Annotated in this window: 13 protein-coding genes; 7 read left to right on the top strand and 6 right to left on the bottom strand. The window is 69.6% G+C overall.

Going from position 1 to position 17,232, the window contains the following annotated elements:
* Positions 1-268: 268 nt before the first annotated feature.
* Positions 269-3,442 carry an Rne/Rng family ribonuclease gene (locus FHY06_RS07195; RefSeq protein ID WP_184604206.1) on the top strand — a complete coding sequence of 1,058 codons (3,174 nt, stop codon included), beginning with the start codon at positions 269-271 and terminating at the stop codon, positions 3,440-3,442.
* Positions 3,443-3,490: 48 nt separating this feature from the next.
* On the opposite strand, the gene FHY06_RS07200 is transcribed toward FHY06_RS07195, so the two are convergent.
* Positions 3,491-4,369 (bottom strand): LysR family transcriptional regulator, encoded by an 879-nt coding sequence (locus FHY06_RS07200; protein WP_184604207.1) that lies wholly within the window; start codon positions 4,367-4,369, stop codon positions 3,491-3,493.
* Between the two features lie 119 nt (positions 4,370-4,488).
* Here FHY06_RS07200 and FHY06_RS07205 point away from each other — a divergent pair, with 119 nt between their 5' ends.
* Positions 4,489-6,054: an MFS transporter gene (locus tag FHY06_RS07205; RefSeq protein WP_184604208.1), complete on the top strand. Its 1,566-nt coding sequence runs from the start codon at positions 4,489-4,491 to the stop codon at positions 6,052-6,054.
* A 24-nt stretch (positions 6,055-6,078) separates the two neighbouring features.
* Here the strand turns inward: FHY06_RS07205 and FHY06_RS07210 are convergent, their stop codons facing one another.
* From FHY06_RS07210 to hemC, 4 genes are all read right to left on the bottom strand, one after another.
* Complete coding sequence (locus FHY06_RS07210) at positions 6,079-7,362, bottom strand: heme biosynthesis protein HemY (protein WP_019654136.1); 1,284 nt, start codon at positions 7,360-7,362, stop codon at positions 6,079-6,081.
* A 105-nt stretch (positions 7,363-7,467) separates the two neighbouring features.
* The gene (locus FHY06_RS07215; protein ID WP_126182837.1) at positions 7,468-8,565 is read right to left on the bottom strand and encodes a uroporphyrinogen-III C-methyltransferase; all 1,098 of its coding nucleotides are present in this window, start codon (positions 8,563-8,565) and stop codon (positions 7,468-7,470) included.
* Entirely contained in the window at positions 8,562-9,335 is a 774-nt protein-coding gene (locus FHY06_RS07220; protein ID WP_184604209.1) for a uroporphyrinogen-III synthase, read from the bottom strand. The genes FHY06_RS07215 and FHY06_RS07220 overlap by 4 nt, the downstream gene beginning before the upstream one ends.
* Before the next feature lie 16 nt (positions 9,336-9,351).
* The gene (gene hemC / locus FHY06_RS07225; protein ID WP_260310155.1) at positions 9,352-10,257 is read right to left on the bottom strand and encodes a hydroxymethylbilane synthase; all 906 of its coding nucleotides are present in this window, start codon (positions 10,255-10,257) and stop codon (positions 9,352-9,354) included.
* 103 nt (positions 10,258-10,360) lie between these two features.
* On the opposite strand from hemC, the gene ppc reads away from it, so the two are divergent.
* From ppc to FHY06_RS07245, 4 genes are all read left to right on the top strand, one after another.
* Positions 10,361-13,204, top strand: coding sequence for a phosphoenolpyruvate carboxylase (gene ppc, locus FHY06_RS07230; RefSeq protein ID WP_019654140.1), 2,844 nt, complete (start codon positions 10,361-10,363; stop codon positions 13,202-13,204).
* A gap of 119 nt (positions 13,205-13,323) precedes the next feature.
* Complete coding sequence (locus tag FHY06_RS07235; protein WP_184604211.1) at positions 13,324-13,725, top strand: GFA family protein; 402 nt, start codon at positions 13,324-13,326, stop codon at positions 13,723-13,725.
* A gap of 4 nt (positions 13,726-13,729) precedes the next feature.
* Positions 13,730-14,272 (top strand): hypothetical protein, encoded by a 543-nt coding sequence (locus FHY06_RS07240; RefSeq protein WP_019654142.1) that lies wholly within the window; start codon positions 13,730-13,732, stop codon positions 14,270-14,272.
* A 181-nt stretch (positions 14,273-14,453) separates the two neighbouring features.
* The gene (locus FHY06_RS07245) at positions 14,454-15,695 is read left to right on the top strand and encodes an MFS transporter (protein ID WP_184604212.1); all 1,242 of its coding nucleotides are present in this window, start codon (positions 14,454-14,456) and stop codon (positions 15,693-15,695) included.
* A 21-nt stretch (positions 15,696-15,716) separates the two neighbouring features.
* On the opposite strand, the gene FHY06_RS07250 is transcribed toward FHY06_RS07245, so the two are convergent.
* Complete coding sequence (locus FHY06_RS07250; RefSeq protein WP_184604213.1) at positions 15,717-16,640, bottom strand: LysR family transcriptional regulator; 924 nt, start codon at positions 16,638-16,640, stop codon at positions 15,717-15,719.
* Positions 16,641-16,689: 49 nt separating this feature from the next.
* On the opposite strand from FHY06_RS07250, the gene FHY06_RS07255 reads away from it, so the two are divergent.
* Positions 16,690-17,223, top strand: coding sequence for a GNAT family N-acetyltransferase (locus FHY06_RS07255; RefSeq protein ID WP_184604215.1), 534 nt, complete (start codon positions 16,690-16,692; stop codon positions 17,221-17,223).
* Positions 17,224-17,232: the final 9 nt, after the last annotated feature.

Genomic DNA, 17,232 nt, shown 5'->3' on the forward strand with positions numbered 1-17,232 from the left:
CGGCCATTCAATCGTCTGCAGCACGCGTCATCATTGCGCAACCGGCTATCAAAAAGATAGCCAACCAACACCGAATCTGGCTCGCGCCCATCCACGCGCCCCCACCCCGGCTGTCTTCTTGAGCTAACGCTCGAGAAGCCTGTCCGCGCCCTGCGCGGCAGCGGCAGCATCCGGGGCCAAGCGGCAATTCCCTGGTTTCGCGGGCGTCGTCCGTGCATCGTTGGCTCGTCAAGGGCCGGTAGAACGATACATATAAGGACAACGCATCATGAAGCGGATGCTGATCAATGCCACGCAGGCCGAAGAACGCCGCCTGGCCATCGTCGACGGGCAGAAACTGCTCGACTACGAAATCGAAATCGAAGGGCGCGAACAGCGCAAGGGCAACATCTACAAGGCGGTCGTCACGCGCGTCGAGCCCTCGCTCGAAGCCTGTTTCGTCGACTACGGCGAAGACCGCCACGGCTTCCTGCCGTTCAAGGAAATCTCCAAGCAGTACTTCGCCGAAGGCGTGTCGGCCAGCCAGGCCCGCATCCAGGACGCGATCCGCGAGGGCCAGGAACTGGTCGTGCAGGTCGAGAAGGAAGAGCGCGGCAACAAGGGCGCGGCCCTCACCACCTTCATCTCGCTGGCCGGCCGCTATGTCGTGCTGATGCCGAACAACCCCCGGGGCGGCGGCGTCTCGCGTCGCATCGAGGGTGACGACCGCGCCGAGCTCAAGGAGGCGATGGACCAGCTCGAATACCCCAAGGGCATGAGCATCATCGCGCGCACCGCCGGCATCGGCCGCTCGGCGCCCGAACTCCAGTGGGACCTGAACTACCTGCTCAAGCTCTGGAGCGCCATCGACGGCGCCGCCAAGGGCGGCAAGGGCGCCTTCCTGATCTACCAGGAATCGTCGCTCGTCATCCGCGCCATCCGTGACTATTTCAATCACGACATCGGCGACATCCTGATCGACACCGACGACATCTACGACCAGGCGCAGCAGTTCATGGCGCACGTCATGCCCGAGCATGCCTCGCGCGTGAAGCGCTACCGCGACGACGCGGCGCTGTTCAGCCGCTTCCAGATCGAGCACCAGATCGAGTCGGCCTACGCACGCACCGTGCAGCTGCCCTCGGGCGGCGCCATCGTGATCGACCACACCGAAGCACTGGTTTCGGTCGACGTGAACTCGGCGCGCGCCATCAAGGGCGGCGACATCGAGGAAACCGCCACCCGCACCAACCTCGAAGCCGCCGACGAAGTGGCCCGCCAGATGCGCCTGCGCGACCTGGGCGGCCTGATCGTCATCGACTTCATCGACATGGACGAGTCGAAGAACCGCCGCGAAGTCGAAAGCCGCCTGCGCGACGCACTGCGCCAGGACCGCGCCCGCGTGCAGTTCGGCTCGATCAGCAAGTTCGGCCTGATGGAAATGAGCCGCCAGCGCCTGAAGCCGGCGCTGAGCGAAGGCTCGTCGATCCCCTGCCCCCGCTGCGGCGGCTCGGGCCACATCCGCGACACCGAATCGAGCGCGCTGCAGATCCTGCGCATCATTCAGGAAGAGTCCATGAAGGACAACACCGCCGCCGTGCACGTGCAGGTGCCGGTGGAGGTGGCTTCGTTCCTGCTGAACGAGAAGCGCACCGAGATCGCCAAGATCGAACTGAAGCAGCGCGTGAGCGTGCTGATGGTGCCCAACAAGACGCTCGAGACGCCCAACTACAAGCTCGAACGCCTCAAGCACGACGACCCGCGCCTCGACCACATCGAGGCCAGCTACAAGATGGCCGACGAGATCGAGGACCCGACCTCGGTCACGCGCCGCTCGCAGGAACCGACCAACAAGCAGACGCCCGTCATCAAGGGCGTGCTGCCCGACGCGCCCGCTCCGGTGGTCCCGCCCAAGCCCGAGGCGGTGCGCCCGGCCGAGGCACCGGCACCGGCCGCGCCGCCCGTGGTGAGCGCGCCCGTTCCGGCGCAGACCGGCTTCTTCGCCTGGATCAAGAACCTGTTCGGCGGCAAGCCCGAGCCGGTCGCCGCGCCCGCGCCGTCTCCGATCCCGGTCGAGGCACCGAAGCCCCGCCGCGACGGTCGCCCCGGCCGTGACGGCGAAGCTCGCGGCGGCGCGCGCGACGGCGAACAGCGCCGCGGCGGCCGCGGTGAACGCGGTGAGCGAGGCGAGAACGGCGGACGCCAGGGTGGCCGCGACGGCGAGCAGCGCCGCGGCGGTCGTGGCGGCGAGCGCCGCGAGGGCCGCAACGGCGAGCAGCGCAACGAGCAACGCAACGAAGGCGCCAACAACCAGCCGCGCGAACAACGCGAGCCGCGTGAGCCCCGCGAGGCACGCGCACCGCGCGACGGCGAGCAGCGCCGCAACGGCCGCGGCGAGCGCCGCGAAGGCGAAGGCCGCGAAGGCCGCAGCAGCGTCCTGCCGGCCGATGCGCTCGAAGGCACCAGCCTCGAAGCCCAGCAACTGGCAGGAGCCGTCTCTGGCGAAGAAGGCAACGCCGAACGCGCACCTCGCGCCCGCGGCGAACGCCGTGAACGCGGCGAGCGCAATGAGCGAGGCGAACGTGGCGAGCGCGGCGAACGCAATGGCGACCGCGAACGCAGCGCTGCAACCGAAGCCGGTGAAGGCGAACAGCGCCAGCCGCGCAACGGCCGCGACGAGCAGCGCGGACCGCGCGGCGAACGCAATGACCGCAACGAAGGTCGCCGCGAACGCCGCAGCGATGCCGTCCAGGCCGAAGCCGACGCACGCGGCGCGGAAGCTGCCGCAGCCGACGCCGAGCAAGGCGGCGAAGCCGCCATCAACGGCAACGGCGAGCAGGCACCGCGCCGCGACGGCGAAGAGCGCCGCGGCCGTTCGCGCGACCGCTACGGCCGCGACCGCCGCGAACGTGGTCCTCGCGAAGAAGCCGAATCCGGCGCCGCAGTGGCTGCCGAAGGCTTCTCTTCGCAAGAGCCCGAGCAGCAGCAACAGCAGCCGCTGGTGTCCGAGCGCATCGAAGTGGTCGAAGAAGCCGTTGCCGTCGCCACCGAGGTCCGCGAGGCACCGCAGCAGCAGGTTCGCGCCGAGCGCCCTGCGCCTGTGGCCGCAGTTGCAGCGGCCGAGCAGATCGTGGTTGCCGAAAGCGCCGCTATCGCCAAGGCACCCGCAGCCGCCAATGGCCGCGCCCTGCCGAAGGTCCAGCCTTTCGAGCTGCCGCTGGCCGAACTCGCGCAGATCGCCGAGAGCTCGGGCCTGCAATGGGTCAACTCCGACGCAGAACGCATCGCCCAGGCACGCGCCGCCATCGAGGCCGAGCCGAAGCCGGTGCACGTGCCGCGCGAGCGGCCGCCGCTGGTCGTCCTCGACGAAGGTCCGCTGGTGCTGGTCGAAACCCGCCGCGACCTCGGTTCGATGTCGCTGCCGTTCGAGCAACAGCAGCAGCAACCGCAACAGCCGCAGTAAAGCCTGCTGCTGAACGCAACGAAGAACGGCGCCAATGGCGCCGTTTTTTCATGCCTTCTGCGGCGCCTTCCCGGGCAGGGGCAGCTCGGGCATCTCCAGGATCAGCTGCCCGAAGCGGCAAGCGCATTCGGTCTTGCCGTTCTCGCCCCAGATCAGCGAGAAATCGACGCTCGGCAAGGGCGGCAGCCCATAGCGGCCGTCGACGATCTTCATGCCGGGCTCGACGTCCTCGCGCGTGAGCACCGTCACCGCCAGCCCTGCGAGCACCGCCGCACGAATGCCGTGCTGGCTCGCCGAGGTGAAGACCACGTGCCACTCGAGCGCCATCGCATCGAGCGCCTCGCTCGCCACCTCCCGGTTCACGCAGGGCTTCGGAAAGAAAGCGAGCGGCAGCGACGCGCCCGGCTTCGGCTCGAAGGATTCGGCCGCCGCCCACACCAGCTGCGTGCGGCGCAGGCGCGTGCCCTCCTCGCAGCCTGGCGGCGACATCACCACCGCCAGATCGAGCTCGCCCGCGCGGATCATGGCGCGGAAGTCGAGGTGCATGCTCACGCTGACTTCCATGCGCGTGGCGGGAAAGGAGCGCGCGAACTGCGACAGCAGCGGCGGCAGCCGCTCGCCCATGAAGGTGTCGGGCGCGCCGAAGCGCACCACGCCCGAGATCGATGAAGGCTGGAAGCGCCGGGTCATCGCGTCCAGCGTCTCGAGGATCTGCTGGGCGTAGCGCAGGAAGTCCTCGCCGTCCTCGGTCACCGTGAGACGCCGCGTCGTGCGATGCAGGAGCGGCCTGCCCACCTGTTCTTCGAGCCGGCGGATCTGATGGCTCACGGCCGATTGCGTCAGGTGCAACCGCTGGGCGGCGCGCGTGAAGCCGCCGGTTTCCTTGACGGCCAGGAAGGCGCGCAGCAGTGCAGGGTCGAAGTCCATGGCAATGGATAAATGATGAGTGTTAATGGGTCTCAGGAAATTAAATCATTTCCGTCATGAAGGAGCTTTACCCAGAATCGCCCGGACCTGTCGCCTTCAAGGACTTCCGAAAGATTCCCATGCCCCTCTCCCCCACCGGCAAGAACCGCGTCGCACTGGCCGCGATCTGCCTCATCGCCCTGATGTTCGGCCTGGAGATCTCCAGCGTGCCGGTCATCCTCCCCACGCTCGAAAAGGCGCTGCACGGCGACTTCAGCGACATGCAGTGGATCATGAACGCCTACACCATCGCCTGCACCACGGTGCTGATGGCCGCCGGCACGCTGGCCGACCGCTACGGCCGCAGGCGCATCCTCGTGGTCAGCGTGGCGCTGTTCGGTGCAACCTCGCTGGCCTGCGGCCTCGCACAGAGCGCGCCTGTGCTGATCGCCGCGCGCTTCCTGCAGGGCCTCAGCGGCGGCGCGATGCTGATCTGCCAGCTCGCGGTGCTCTCGCACCAGTTCCAGCAGGGCAAGGAGCGCAGCCGGGCCTTCGCCACCTGGGGCGTGGTCTTCGGCATGGGCCTGGGCTTCGGGCCGATCATCGGCGGCGCGATCGTGGCGCTGTCGAGCTGGGAGTGGGTGTTCCTGGTCCACGTGCCGCTCGCGGCGGTGGCGCTGGCCCTGGTGCTCGGCAGCGTGGAGGAGTCGAGCGACCCCGACGCCAAACGGCTCGATCTGCCCGGCATCGTCACGCTGTCGCTCGCGGTGCTGGGGCTGACCTGCTTCATCACGCAGGGCCCGGGCCTGGGCTTCGCCAGCCCGCCGGCCATCGGCATCGCCGCCGCGTCGGCGGCGAGCTTCGCGCTCTTTCTCTGGGTGGAGAAGATCAACCCGCATCCGATGTTCGACTTCTCCGTCTTCAGGATCCGCGACTTCTCGGGCTCGATCATCGGCTCCATCGGCATGAACTTCAGCTTCTGGCCGTTCATGATCTACCTGCCGATCTTCTTCCAGGGCGCCCTGGGCTACGACGCCGTGGTGGCCGGCTCCGCCCTGCTGGCCTACACGCTGCCCACGCTGGTGCTGCCGCCGCTGGCCGAGCGGCTTTCACTGCGCTATCGCCCGGGCGTGGTGATTCCGGCGGGCCTCTTCGTCATCGGACTGGGCTTCATGGCCATGCGCTACGGCAGCGGCATGGTGCACGCGAGCTGGATGACGATGCTGCCCGGCTGCCTCATCGCGGGCATCGGGCTGGGCCTGACCAACACCCCCGTCACCAACACCACCACCGGCTCGGTGCCGGGCGCGCGGGCGGGCATGGCCTCGGGCATGGACATGAGCGCGCGGCTGATCACGCTGGCCATCAACATCGCGCTGATGGGTTTCGTGCTGCTGGAGGGCGTTCATGCGCATCTGCGCGGAGCACTGTCCGCTTCGCTCGATGCGCCTCGGCTACGCGCACTGGCGGAAAGAGTCGCGGCGGGCAGCTTCACCTCGCTCGGCGAGGCCTTTCCAGCGCTCTCGCAGGCCGATCCGTCCGGCACGGCAGTGCACGCGGCACTGGTGCACAGCTTCGGGCTGGTGATGCTCTACGGCGGTGTCGGCGTATGGGTGCTGGCTGGGGTCAGCTGGCTGGTCTTCGGCAGCGGCAGCAAGCCGTCGACGCGACCCGCACCGGAGTCCGGGAAGCCTGCCTGCCCCTGACGCGGGACCGGAAAAAGGCAGGGCTCAGGAGTTCTCGACCTGCGCCGCGCGCTTCCAGGCGTCGGCCGCCTGCTCCGCGTCGTTGCGGTCTTCGGCGAGCTGGGCCAGGGCGAGCCAGGCGCGGCGATAGAGCTCCGTGTCCTGCAGGCCCATGCCGGCCTGCGTCAGCAGCTGCTGCGCCTTGCCCCAGAGCTGGCGCTTCATGCAGGCCATGCCCGCGAGGTACTGCAGATTGGCGTCGCGCGGGTTGCTGCGCTGCGCGCTCTCGATGCGCGCGAGCCACTCGGCGTCCACCGAATCGAGCCCCGCTTCGAGCGCGCGCGCCAGCTTGACGCGCAGCCCGTCGCCCAGCCCGCGCGGGTTGGCCACCATGCGCTCCCACGCCGGAAGCAGCCAGCCGCGCGCCAGCGCCAGATCGCCTCGCAGCGCGACCATGCGCTGGGCGGCATGGATCGCCACCTCTGGCATCTCGCGCTCGCTGGCGTCGAGTTCGGTCCATGCGCGCAGCAGCTGCGCCGGGTCATGCGCGCCCGACAGCAGCTCGGTGGCGAGGCCGCGCACGATGCTCTGCGCGGCCGCTTCCGAGAAGGCGCGGTGCTTGGCCAGCAGGCGCGCGGTCTCGAGCGCCTCGAGCGTGCGGCGATCCTGGCGCGCGGCCTTCAGGCGCAGTCGCAGTGCGAGAGTGCGGCGCTGCGCGCCCTGCGGGAGTTCTTCGAGCCGCGCGAGTGCGGCCGCCGCGTCGCGGTCTTCGAGGGCCCAGCGCGCCGCGCGCAGCTGCACGCCTTCGCGCGTCTCGGGGCTGGCGAGCACAGTGCGGTCGGAGCTTTCGTTGAGAGCCTGCTGCAGGTGGGCGTCGCGCGCGGCCTTGTCCTGCAGCGCCTGCGCGCTCTCGGCCGCGAGCAGGTGCGAGAGCACACGGACCTGTTGCGCCTGCGGCAGGCTGGCGCCGAGCGCGGCCAGCGTCTTCTCCTGCGTGAGCGCGGCCTGCGCGGCCTTGCGTGCGCGAGAGAAGCGGCCGGAAATGAGCTGCACCATCGCGTCGAGCAGGGCCGCGTGCAGCGTGCGCTCCTTCTGCTGCAGCCGCCACTGGCGCGCCTGCTTCGGCAGCGAGAACAGCGCCGCGAGCGCACGCAATGCCGCATGCAGCAGCACGAAGACCACCAGCAGGATCACGAGCACGAGGTTCAGCGAAAGATCGACGCGCCACGGCGGCCAGAACACGGTGATCGTGCCCTGGTTGTTGCCTGCGAAGAGAGCGACTGCCGCCGCGACGGCGAAGAGGGCGAGGAGCCAGATTGCTGCGCGCATGTCAGCGACCGCCGCCGGGCCGCGCCAAGGCGGGTCGCGCCGCCCCCTCGGGGGCTGGCGAATTGCACGGAGCGAAGCGAGTGAAAAGCCGGGGGGTCATTTGTTTCAGCGCCCTGCCGCGGCAGTGGCCAGGGCCGCCAGCGTGTCGTCGATGCGGACCGGCTCGGTCGTCTTCACCAGCGACTGCAACTGCTGCAGCAGCGTGGCGGCGGCCTGGGTGCGGCGCGATGCGGGATCGAAATAGCGGTTGAGCGAAGCCGTCACCTGCGACAGCTCGCTGCGGGTGGCCTCCATCTGCCGCGACAGCAGCGACAGGCGCGCATTCAGCAGCTTCAGCTTGAGGTTCTCGCGCAGGAAGTACGACTGCTCGGGCGCCAGCAGGATCGCCTCGGGGGTCTGGATGCGGCCGACGCGCACCAGCGAGCGGGCCTCGCCCTGCACGCTGAGCAGCACGCGGCGCCACCACGGCGCATCGGCGGGAATGGGCTCGGGCTGCCACGCGTTGGTGCCGGTGCCGCGCACGGCCACCGCGTTGAGCGTGGGCAGGTCGTCGACGTTGCGCATCAGCTCGTCGAGCTTCTGCAGCGCCTCGGCACCGTCGCTGCTGGCGCTGCTGCGCAGGCGGTCGGCGTCGCGCTGCATGGCGCGCTGCAGGGGCGTGAGCCGCGGCTGCGCTGCGCGGGCGATGCGCGTGTCGCCGGCCTTCAGCGCGGCCAGCAGCGGCTCGACGCTGCCCGTGACCTGCGCCTGCTGCAGAGCAAGGCGCACGGCCGACTCGATGTCGACCACGAGGTTCTCGTCGCGCGAACGAGAAAGGCTCTGGATGAGTTCCTCGAGCTGCGAGCGCTGCAGCGCGACTTCGGCCACACGGGTCTCGACCAGCGCGACGCGCGCCGAGGCGTCGCGCACCGTGTCGCTGGCCTGGCGGGCCAGCGTGCGTGCCTCCATCGACTGCGCGATGGCGTCGGCACTCTGGCGCGCGAGCTGCTCCTTCATGCCGCCGACCTTCTGCCAGAGCGCGATGGACATCAGCAGCGCAGCGAGCGCCACCAGGGCCACGAGGCCGAAGCCGATGCGGGAGAGAAGCAGAGCGCCCGCGGCCTGCGCGGCAGGTGTCTGATGCGGTGCCAGCGGGGCGGGCACCGGCGCCGTGGCAGCGGATGGGGAGGAAGGGAGATCGTCTGTGGGTGACGCGGCGCTCATGCCAAGGATTCTATCGACGCGACCAGCGCCTCCAGCAGCGGCGTGCATACACGCAACGTCCCGAAACCCGCGCCACGCGCGGCTTCGCCGATGCGTGCATGCGTGGCGACCGCGCTGGCGGCATGCCATTGCACACCGGGCATCGCACGCTGCAGATTGCCGATCGCCTCGGAGCTGCTGAAGAGCCAGATCGCGCGGCCTTCGGCGCCGTCCATTGCGAGCCGGCGTTGTACGACGTCCAGCGAGGGCGGCAGCCTGCGATAGGCCACCACGGTGTCGCGATGGCCGGCGGCCGCATCGATCTCCCTGGCCAGCCAGTCGCGGCCGGCCGGACGGCCGGCCTCATCGCCGCCGCGCACGATCAGCACGCGAACGCCGCTCGATACCTGCGCGTGGACGCGTTCCCAGAGCGCCTCGGAATCGAAGCGCGTGGCCCCGGGCGGCGGCGCGTCGATGGATTCCGGCGGCACGCCCGCACGCCGCAGGGCGCGCGTGGTGCCGGGGCCGGTGGCCCAGAAACGGCGCCCTGCGAGCGAATCGGCGGGGCCCCTGTGCTGGAAGAAATGCTCGACCGCCGTGGCGCTCACGAACATGAGCGCGGCATAGTCCGAGAGCTGCCGCCATGCTGTGCGCAGCGGCTCGATGTCGGTCGCGGGTTCGATCACGATCAGCGGCAGGGCCACGGCGCCGAGCCCCGCACCGCGCAGATCGCTCACCCACTGCGCGGCTTCGCGCGCCGGCCGCGTGACGATGACGGGACGGCCGGTCATACGACGACCACCGGTGTCAGTGGGCTCCGCCGGCACGCAGCAGTGCCGCTGCGTGCTCGCCGAGCGCCTCGGCCTGCGCGAAGTCGCCGGCCGCGGCCAGCGCATGCACCTTCACCAGCGCGGCATTGCCTTCGGGGTCGCCCCAGGCGGCGTCGATGCGCAACGAGCCGTCGGCCTGCCAGCGAGCGTGCGCCGCCAGCGGCATGGAGCAGCTGCCGCCCATTGCGCGGCTCACGGCGCGCTCGGCGGCGGTCGAGAGCCAGTCGCCCCTGTGGGCCAGCGAGCCCAGCAGCTCGATGAGGTCGTTGCGGTCGGCGCGCACCTCGATGCCGAGCGCACCCTGCCCCGCGGCGGGCAGCATGGTGTCGGCGTCGAAGGCCACGCGGATTCGGCCTTCCAGCCCCAGCCGCTTGAGCCCGGCCGCGGCCAGCACGATGGCGTCGTACTGACCTTCATCGAGCTTGCGCAGCCGGGTGTCGAGGTTGCCTCGCAGCGGTTCGATGCGCAGGTCGGGCCGCCGTGCACGCAGCAGCGCCACGCGGCGCAGGCTCGAAGTGCCGACGACGGCGCCCTGCGGCAGCGTGTCGAGCGATTCGTAGCGAGAGGAGACGAGCGCGTCGCGCGGGTCTTCGCGCTCCAGCACGCAGGCCAGCACGAAGCCCTCGGGCAGGTCCATCGGCACGTCCTTCAGCGAATGGACGGCGATGTCGGCGCGCCCTTCTTCGAGGGCGAGCTCGAGTTCCTTCACGAAGAGACCCTTGCCGCCCACCTTGCTGAGCGTGCGGTCGAGGATCTGGTCGCCGGTGGTCGTGAGGCCCAGCAGGCTGACGGTGTGGCCTCTTTCTTGCAAAAGCGCCTGCACATGTTCGGCTTGCCAGAGTGCCAGGCGGCTTTCGCGCGTGGCGATGACGATATTGCTCAAGACCGGCCTCAAAAGTACGTGTTCAAAACCGCGGGAATGCTAGCATGTTGCGCCGCAACAACGAAGACGGCACTCCATTCAAGAAGTCCAGGACAAACATCGAATGAAAGCCAGCAAGACACCTGCTCCGCCCAAGCGCCGCCAGGCCGAAGACCAGCCTCTGATCGAAGACATCCGGCTGTTGGGCCGGATCCTCGGCGACGTGATCCGGGAGCAGGAGGGAGAAGAGACATATGCACTGGTCGAGAAGATCCGCACTCTCTCCGTGGCTTTCCGCCGCGATGCGGACCAGGCGGCCGACCGGGCGCTGAAGAACCTGCTCAAGGGGCTGAGCGCCGCCGAGACGGTGCGCGTGATCCGCGCCTTCACCTACTTCAGCCACCTGGCCAATCTTGCCGAGGACCGCCACCAGATCCGCCGCCGCACCGAGACCGAGCGCGCCGGCGAGAGCGTCGAGGGCGACCTGCAGACCGCGCTCGCTCGCATCCGCAAGGCCGGCGTGAAGCCCGACGAGATCGTCGCCTCGCTGGCCCGCAGCTATGTCTCGCCGGTGCTCACCGCACACCCCACCGAAGTGCAGCGCAAGAGCATCCTCGATGCCGAACGCGCCATCGCGCAGCTGCTGACGGTGCGCGACGAGATCCGGCTGCGCCAGAGCGCCTACGCCTCGGGCAAGGACACGCTCACGCCGCTGGAGTTCGCCGAGAACGAAACGCAGATCCGCATCCGCGTCACGCAGATCTGGCAGACGCGCATCCTGCGCTTCTCCAAGCTCACGGTGGCCGACGAGATCGAGAACGCGCTGAGCTACTACGAAGCCACCTTCCTGCGCGAGATCCCGCGCGTGTACGCCGACCTCGAGAAGGCGCTGGCACATGGCGGCCAGGTGCCTTCGGTGGCGCCCTTCCTGCGCATGGGCCAGTGGATCGGCGGCGACCGCGACGGCAACCCGAACGTCACGGCCGAGACGCTCGAATACGCCCTGAGCCGCCAGTGCGAGCTGGCGCTGCGCTACTACCTCACCGAGGTGCACTACCTCGGCAGCGAGTTGTCGCTGTCGGCCACGCTGGTCGACGTGTCGGTGGAAATGCAGGCGCTCGCCGAACGCTCGCCCGACACCAGCGAGCACCGCAAGGACGAGCCCTATCGCCGCGCGCTCACCGGCGTGTACGCGCGCCTGGCGGCCACGCTGCGCGAGCTCACCGGCGGCGAGGCCGCGCGACACGCCGTCGCGCCGCAGAACCCGTACAAGAGCGCAGAAGAATTCCTGGCCGACCTGCGCACGGTGGCCGAGTCGCTGGAGGAAAAGCACGGCAGCGTGCTGGCCGCGCCGCGCCTCTTGCCGCTGATCCGCGCGGTGGAAGTGTTCGGCTTCCACCTGGCCACGGTCGACCTGCGCCAGAGCTCCGACAAGCACGAGGCGGTGATCGCCGAGCTGCTGGCCACCGCGCGCATCGAGCCTTCGTATGCATCGCTGGCCGAAGAGGCCAAGCAGACGCTGCTGCTGAAGCTGCTCGACGACGCCCGCCCGCTGCGCGTGCCCGATGCCGACTACTCGCCGCTCGCGAAGAGCGAGCTGGCCATCTTCGCGGCCGCCCGTACCGCGCGCGCACGCTACGGCGCCGCCGCCATCCGCCACTACATCATCAGCCACACCGAGACGGTGAGCGACCTGCTCGAGGCCCTGCTGCTGCAGAAGGAAGCGGGCCTGCTGCGCGGCGCGATGGACGGCAAGGCCACCTGCGACCTGATCGTGGTGCCGCTGTTCGAGACCATCGAGGACCTGCGCAACGCCGCACCCATCGTGCGCGCCTTCTACGCGCTGCCGAACATCCAGGCGCTCATCGAGCGCTCGGGCGCCGAGCAGGACGTGATGCTGGGCTACTCCGACAGCAACAAGGACGGCGGCATCTTCACCAGCAACTGGGAGCTGTACCGCGCCGGCATCGCGCTGGTCTCCCTCTTCGACGAGCTGAACAGGAAGAAGACCAATCCGATTCGCCTGCGCATGTTCCACGGCCGCGGCGGCACGGTGGGCCGCGGCGGCGGCCCGAGCTACCAGGCCATCCTCGCGCAGCCGCCGGGCACGGTTCGCGGACAGATCCGCCTGACCGAGCAGGGCGAAGTCATCGGCTCGAAGTACGCCAACCGCGAGATCGGCCGGCGCAACCTCGAGACGCTGGTGGCCGCCACGCTGGAAGCCACGCTACTGCCGCAGGGCAAGTCGGCGCCGGCCAATTTCCTCTCGGCCGCGAGCGAACTCTCGGCGGCGAGCATGGCCGCCTACCGCAAGCTGGTCTACGAGACGCCGGGCTTCGGCGACTACTTCTTCGGCTCCACGCCGATCCGCGAGATCGCCGAGCTCAACATCGGCTCGCGCCCCGCCTCGCGCAACCCGAGCCACAAGATCGACGACCTGCGCGCGGTGCCGTGGAGCTTCAGCTGGGGCCAGTGCCGCCTCACGATTCCGGGCTGGTTCGGTTTCGGCTCGGGCGTGGAGCAGTTCCTCGCCGCCGCAGGCAACGCGGCCGGGCGCAAGGAGCGCCAGGCGCTGCTGCAGCGCATGTACGCGCAGTGGCCCTTCTTCCGCACCCTGCTGTCGAACATGGACATGGTTCTCGCCAAGAGCGACCTCGCGCTGGCCTCGCGCTATGCCGAGCTGGTGACCGACCGCAAGCTGCGCCAGAAGGTGTTCTCGATGATCGAGGCCGAGTGGCACCGCACCTCCGACGCGCTCACGCTCATCACCGGCGCCAAGCAGCGGCTCGAAGGCAATGCCGAGATGCAGCGCTCGGTGCGCCACCGCTTCCCGTACATCGACCCGCTGCACCACCTGCAGGTGGAGCTGATGCGCCGCTACCGCGCGGGCGATGGCGGCGAGCGGCTGCAGCGCGGCATCCACATCTCGATCAACGGGGTGGCGGCGGGCCTGCGCAATACCGGCTGACGCGCCTGTGCGCGCACCGAACGAAGACGGGCCTGCGCGCCCGTCTTCGTTTTTTTGGCGGCGCATAGACTCACAGCCCCACCCACCCATCCATCCATCGCGACCGAAAAGGAAAAGCCATGAAGGGCTCCTGCCTGTGCGGCACCGTCCGCTACGAGGCCGCGCGCCTCGCCGGCCCCATCGTCCACTGCCATTGCCAGACCTGCCGCAAGGCGCACAGCGCCGCGTTCACCACCACCGCGCGCGTCGACCGCCCCGACTTCCGCTGGACCGCAGGCGAAGAAGCGATCGGCTCCTTCGAGTCGACGCCCGGCAAGCTGCGCCACTTCTGCACCCGATGCGGCACGCACCTCGTGGCCGAGTGGGTGGGCAAGCCCCAGGTCATCCTGCGTCTGGGCTCGCTCGACGAAGACCCGGGCCAGCGCCCCGCCTCGCACATCTGGACATTGCACGAGGTGCCGTGGCTCGACCACGCGAGCGAGATCCCGTCCTTCCCCGAAGCGCCGCCGGCCAAGGCATGAGCGCATGAGCACCAAGACAGGCTCTCGCCGCAGGCTCATCGTCGTCATCCTTCTTTGCGTGGCGGTGGCCGGCGCGGTGGTGCGGCACTACGCGGCACCGGGCTCCACCACGCGCGACATCGCGACGCTGCTGATGGTGCTGTGGGTGCCGATCATCGGCAACGTGATCGCATGGCTCATCGGCAAGTGGCCGCGCCGCAAGCCGCCGGCGGCACCGCCGGGCTTCGATGCGCTGGAGGCCTTCACGCCGGCCGCGCTCGCGGAGATCACTTTCCGCAAGCCCGCCCTGCCCTCGCAGGACACACCCATCGCACCGGGCGAATACCGCTGCGCGCTGGTGCTCGACAAGGAAGGCTTCTCGGCCCGCTGGATGGTGCCGGCGGGCGATGCGCTGCAGCGCGGCGCACCGGCCGCGCTCGAAGTCGAGTTCCTCTCGCCCGCCATCGCGCTGCCGCGCTTCCAGCCCGGTACGAACTTTCGCGTACTGATCGGCGATTCCTTCGTGGCCGACGGCCGAATATTGGAGCTGCGGCCGGTGCAAGACTAGGCCTTCCGGGCCGCCTCGCGGATGGCCTTGGCCATCAAAACAGCCCATTGTTCATCGCCGGGAAACTGTCTGCTGCCGCGCGGCCCCTTTGTCGCGAAGGCGACGGCTCGCACACTCCATGCCTCTTCAACGGCATCGGTGCGCGCGCCGGCGCCGACGCTCCAAAGGACAACTCCCCATCATGATGAATTCACCCAGCAGCAACCCGTGCCTCGACGAGCTCGGGGCGCCTGCGCAGCCCGTGCCGGCCTCGCGCTCCGCATGGCTCGCCGTCGGCTCCATCGCCGTCGGCACCTTCGCGATGGTCTCGACCGAGTTCATGCCCATCGGCCTTCTCACCGACATCGCGCGCGGCCTCAACGTGTCCGACGGCACGGCCGGCCTCATGGTCACCATGCCCGGCGTGCTGGCCGCGTTCGCGGGCCCGGCGCTCATCGTGGCTTCGGGCAAGCTCGATCGCCGCACCGTGCTGATCGCACTCACCACGCTGCTGATCGCGTCGAACCTGCTCGCGGCCTTCGCCCCCAACTTCGCCACCATGCTGGTGGCCCGCCTGCTGCTCGGCCTGTGCGTGGGCGGCTTCTGGACCTTCGCGCCCGCCGCCGCCACGCAGCTGGTCCCGCACGCCTCGCAGGCGCGCGCGATGTCGATCGTGCTGGCCGGTGTGTCGGCCGCCACGGTGCTCGGCGTGCCGGCGGGCTCCTTCCTCGGCACGCAGTTCGGCTGGCGCGCATCGTTCGCGGTGACGGGCGCGCTCGCCGCCGCGGTGCTGCTGGTGCAGCTGTGGCTGCTGCCCGCCATTCCGCCGGTGCGTGCCATCGGCGCACGCGACCTGCTCACGCCGCTCACGCGCCGCATGGCGCAGGTGGGTCTGCTCGCGGTGCTGTTCTTCATCGCCGGCCACTTCGCGGCCTACACCTACCTGAAGCCGCTGCTGCAGCAGGTGTTCGGCCTCGCGCCCAACTCGGTGTCGACGCTGCTGCTGGTCTATGGCGCAGTAGGCTTCATCGGCACCTTCCTCGGCGGCAGCCTGGTGGCGCGCAGCGTGCGTGCCACCACCCTGCTGGCGGCGCTGATGCTCGCCACCGCGCTGCTGCTGACGACGGTGATCGGCTCGGGCTTCGTGCCGGGCGCGGTGGTGGTCGTGATCTGGGGCGTGGCCTTCGGCCTGATCCCGGTGGCGCTCACCGGCTGGATGATGGAAGCGGTGCCCGACGCGCCCGAGGCCGGCCAGGCCCTTCTGGTGAGCGGCTTCCAGGTGGCGATTGCCTCCGGCGCGCTGATCGGCGGCGTGACGGTCGACAACTTCGGCATCTCCAGCGCGATGGTGCTCAGCGGCGTGCTGGTGCTGATCGCGGCGCTGATCGTCGGCACGCTGGGACGCGCGCGCGGCGGCACTTCGCTGGCCGCCGTTCCCGAATAAGCGCAAGCAGCAGCTTCGCGATCAGTGGCGGCCGGGCTTTCCGGCCGCCACGATCGCATCCAGCACCACGCGCAACGCCTTGCTGACAGGCTTGTCGCGCCGCACCACGATCGCCAGCGCGCGGTGCATGCGCGGGTTCAGCCGGCTGGCCTTCAGCTCCGGGTGCGCGCCACGGCCCGTCATCGCCATGCCGGGCACGATGGCGTAGCCCAGCCCCGCGGCCACCATCTCCTTCATCGCCTCCACGCTGCCCAGCTCCATCACCGGCCGAGGCTGCAGGCCCTCGGCGGCGAACCAGCGGTCGACCAGCTTGCGCGTGTTGGCCGCGGGCTCGAAAAGCACCAAAGGCAGGCCGGCCAGGTCGCGCGGCGAGACTCTCGCCTTCAGCGGTGCGAGGTCGTGCCGGCCGATGGCGACGAACTCGTCGTCGAGCACGGGCATCACCGCCAGCGAGCGCCCGGCCGCGGGCAGCGTGACCAGCGCGAGGTCGAGGCTGTTCTCTTCCACCTTGCGCGCCTGGTCCTCGGTATTGCCGGTGCTGACCACCACGCCCAGTTCAGGAAAGCGCTCGCGCAGCCCGCGCAGCACGGCAGGCAGGAAGTGCAGGCAGGCCGTCGCGCCCGTGCCCAGCCGCACGCGACCCGCAACGCCGCTGGCGTGGTCGGCGAGCGCGTCGATGGCGTTTTCCACCGCGGTCTCGATGTTCTGTGCATGGCGCAGCAGCTCCATGCCTGCAGGCGTGGCCTGCGCGCGCTTGCCCACGCGCTCCACCAGGCGCACCGCCAGCCGGCGTTCGAGCTGACGGATCTGCAGGCTCACGGCCGGCTGCGAAAGGCCCAGCCTGTCTGCCGCGGCCGAGAAGCTGCCGGTTTCAATGACGAGCGCGAAGGATCGGAGCTGGTCGAGGTTGAGCGATTTATCCAAAGTTTTTCTCATGCTCTGCATAGGCAGACGAAGCTTCACTTATCGACGGCGCATCGTCAAGATCGGGGCCATGTCATCGCCATCCCCTGCTCCGCTTGCTTCCGCCACGGTCGAGATCCTCGACGCCACGCCGCATCACATGGCGGCCGTGCAGTCCATCTACAGCCACTACGTGCTGCACGACCTGTGCTCCTTCGAGGAAGAAGTGCCGTCCGTCGAGCAGATGCAGCAGCGCCGCGCCGACGTGATCGCGCGCGGCATGCCCTACCTCGTGGCACTGCTCGACGGCGAAGTCGCCGGCTATGCCTACGCCACCGCCTACCGCGCCCGCTCGGCCTACCGGCACTCGGTGGAAGACTCAGTCTACGTCGCGCAGGGCATGCAAGGCCACGGCATCGGCAAGGCGCTGCTGCGCGAGGTGATCCGGCGCTGCACCGACGCCGGCTTCACGCAGATGGTCGCCTGCGTGGGCAACAGCGCCAACACGGGCTCGCTGCGGCTGCACGAGAGCCTGGGCTTCGTGCAGGTCGGTGTGCTGCGCAACATCGGCTTCAAGTTCGGCCGCTGGGTCGACACGGTGCTGATGCAGCGCGCACTGCGCTGAGGCCCGCCG

The sequence above is a fragment of the Variovorax atrisoli genome (assembly GCF_014195185.1).
GTDB classification, from domain to species: domain Bacteria; phylum Pseudomonadota; class Gammaproteobacteria; order Burkholderiales; family Burkholderiaceae_C; genus Variovorax; species Variovorax atrisoli.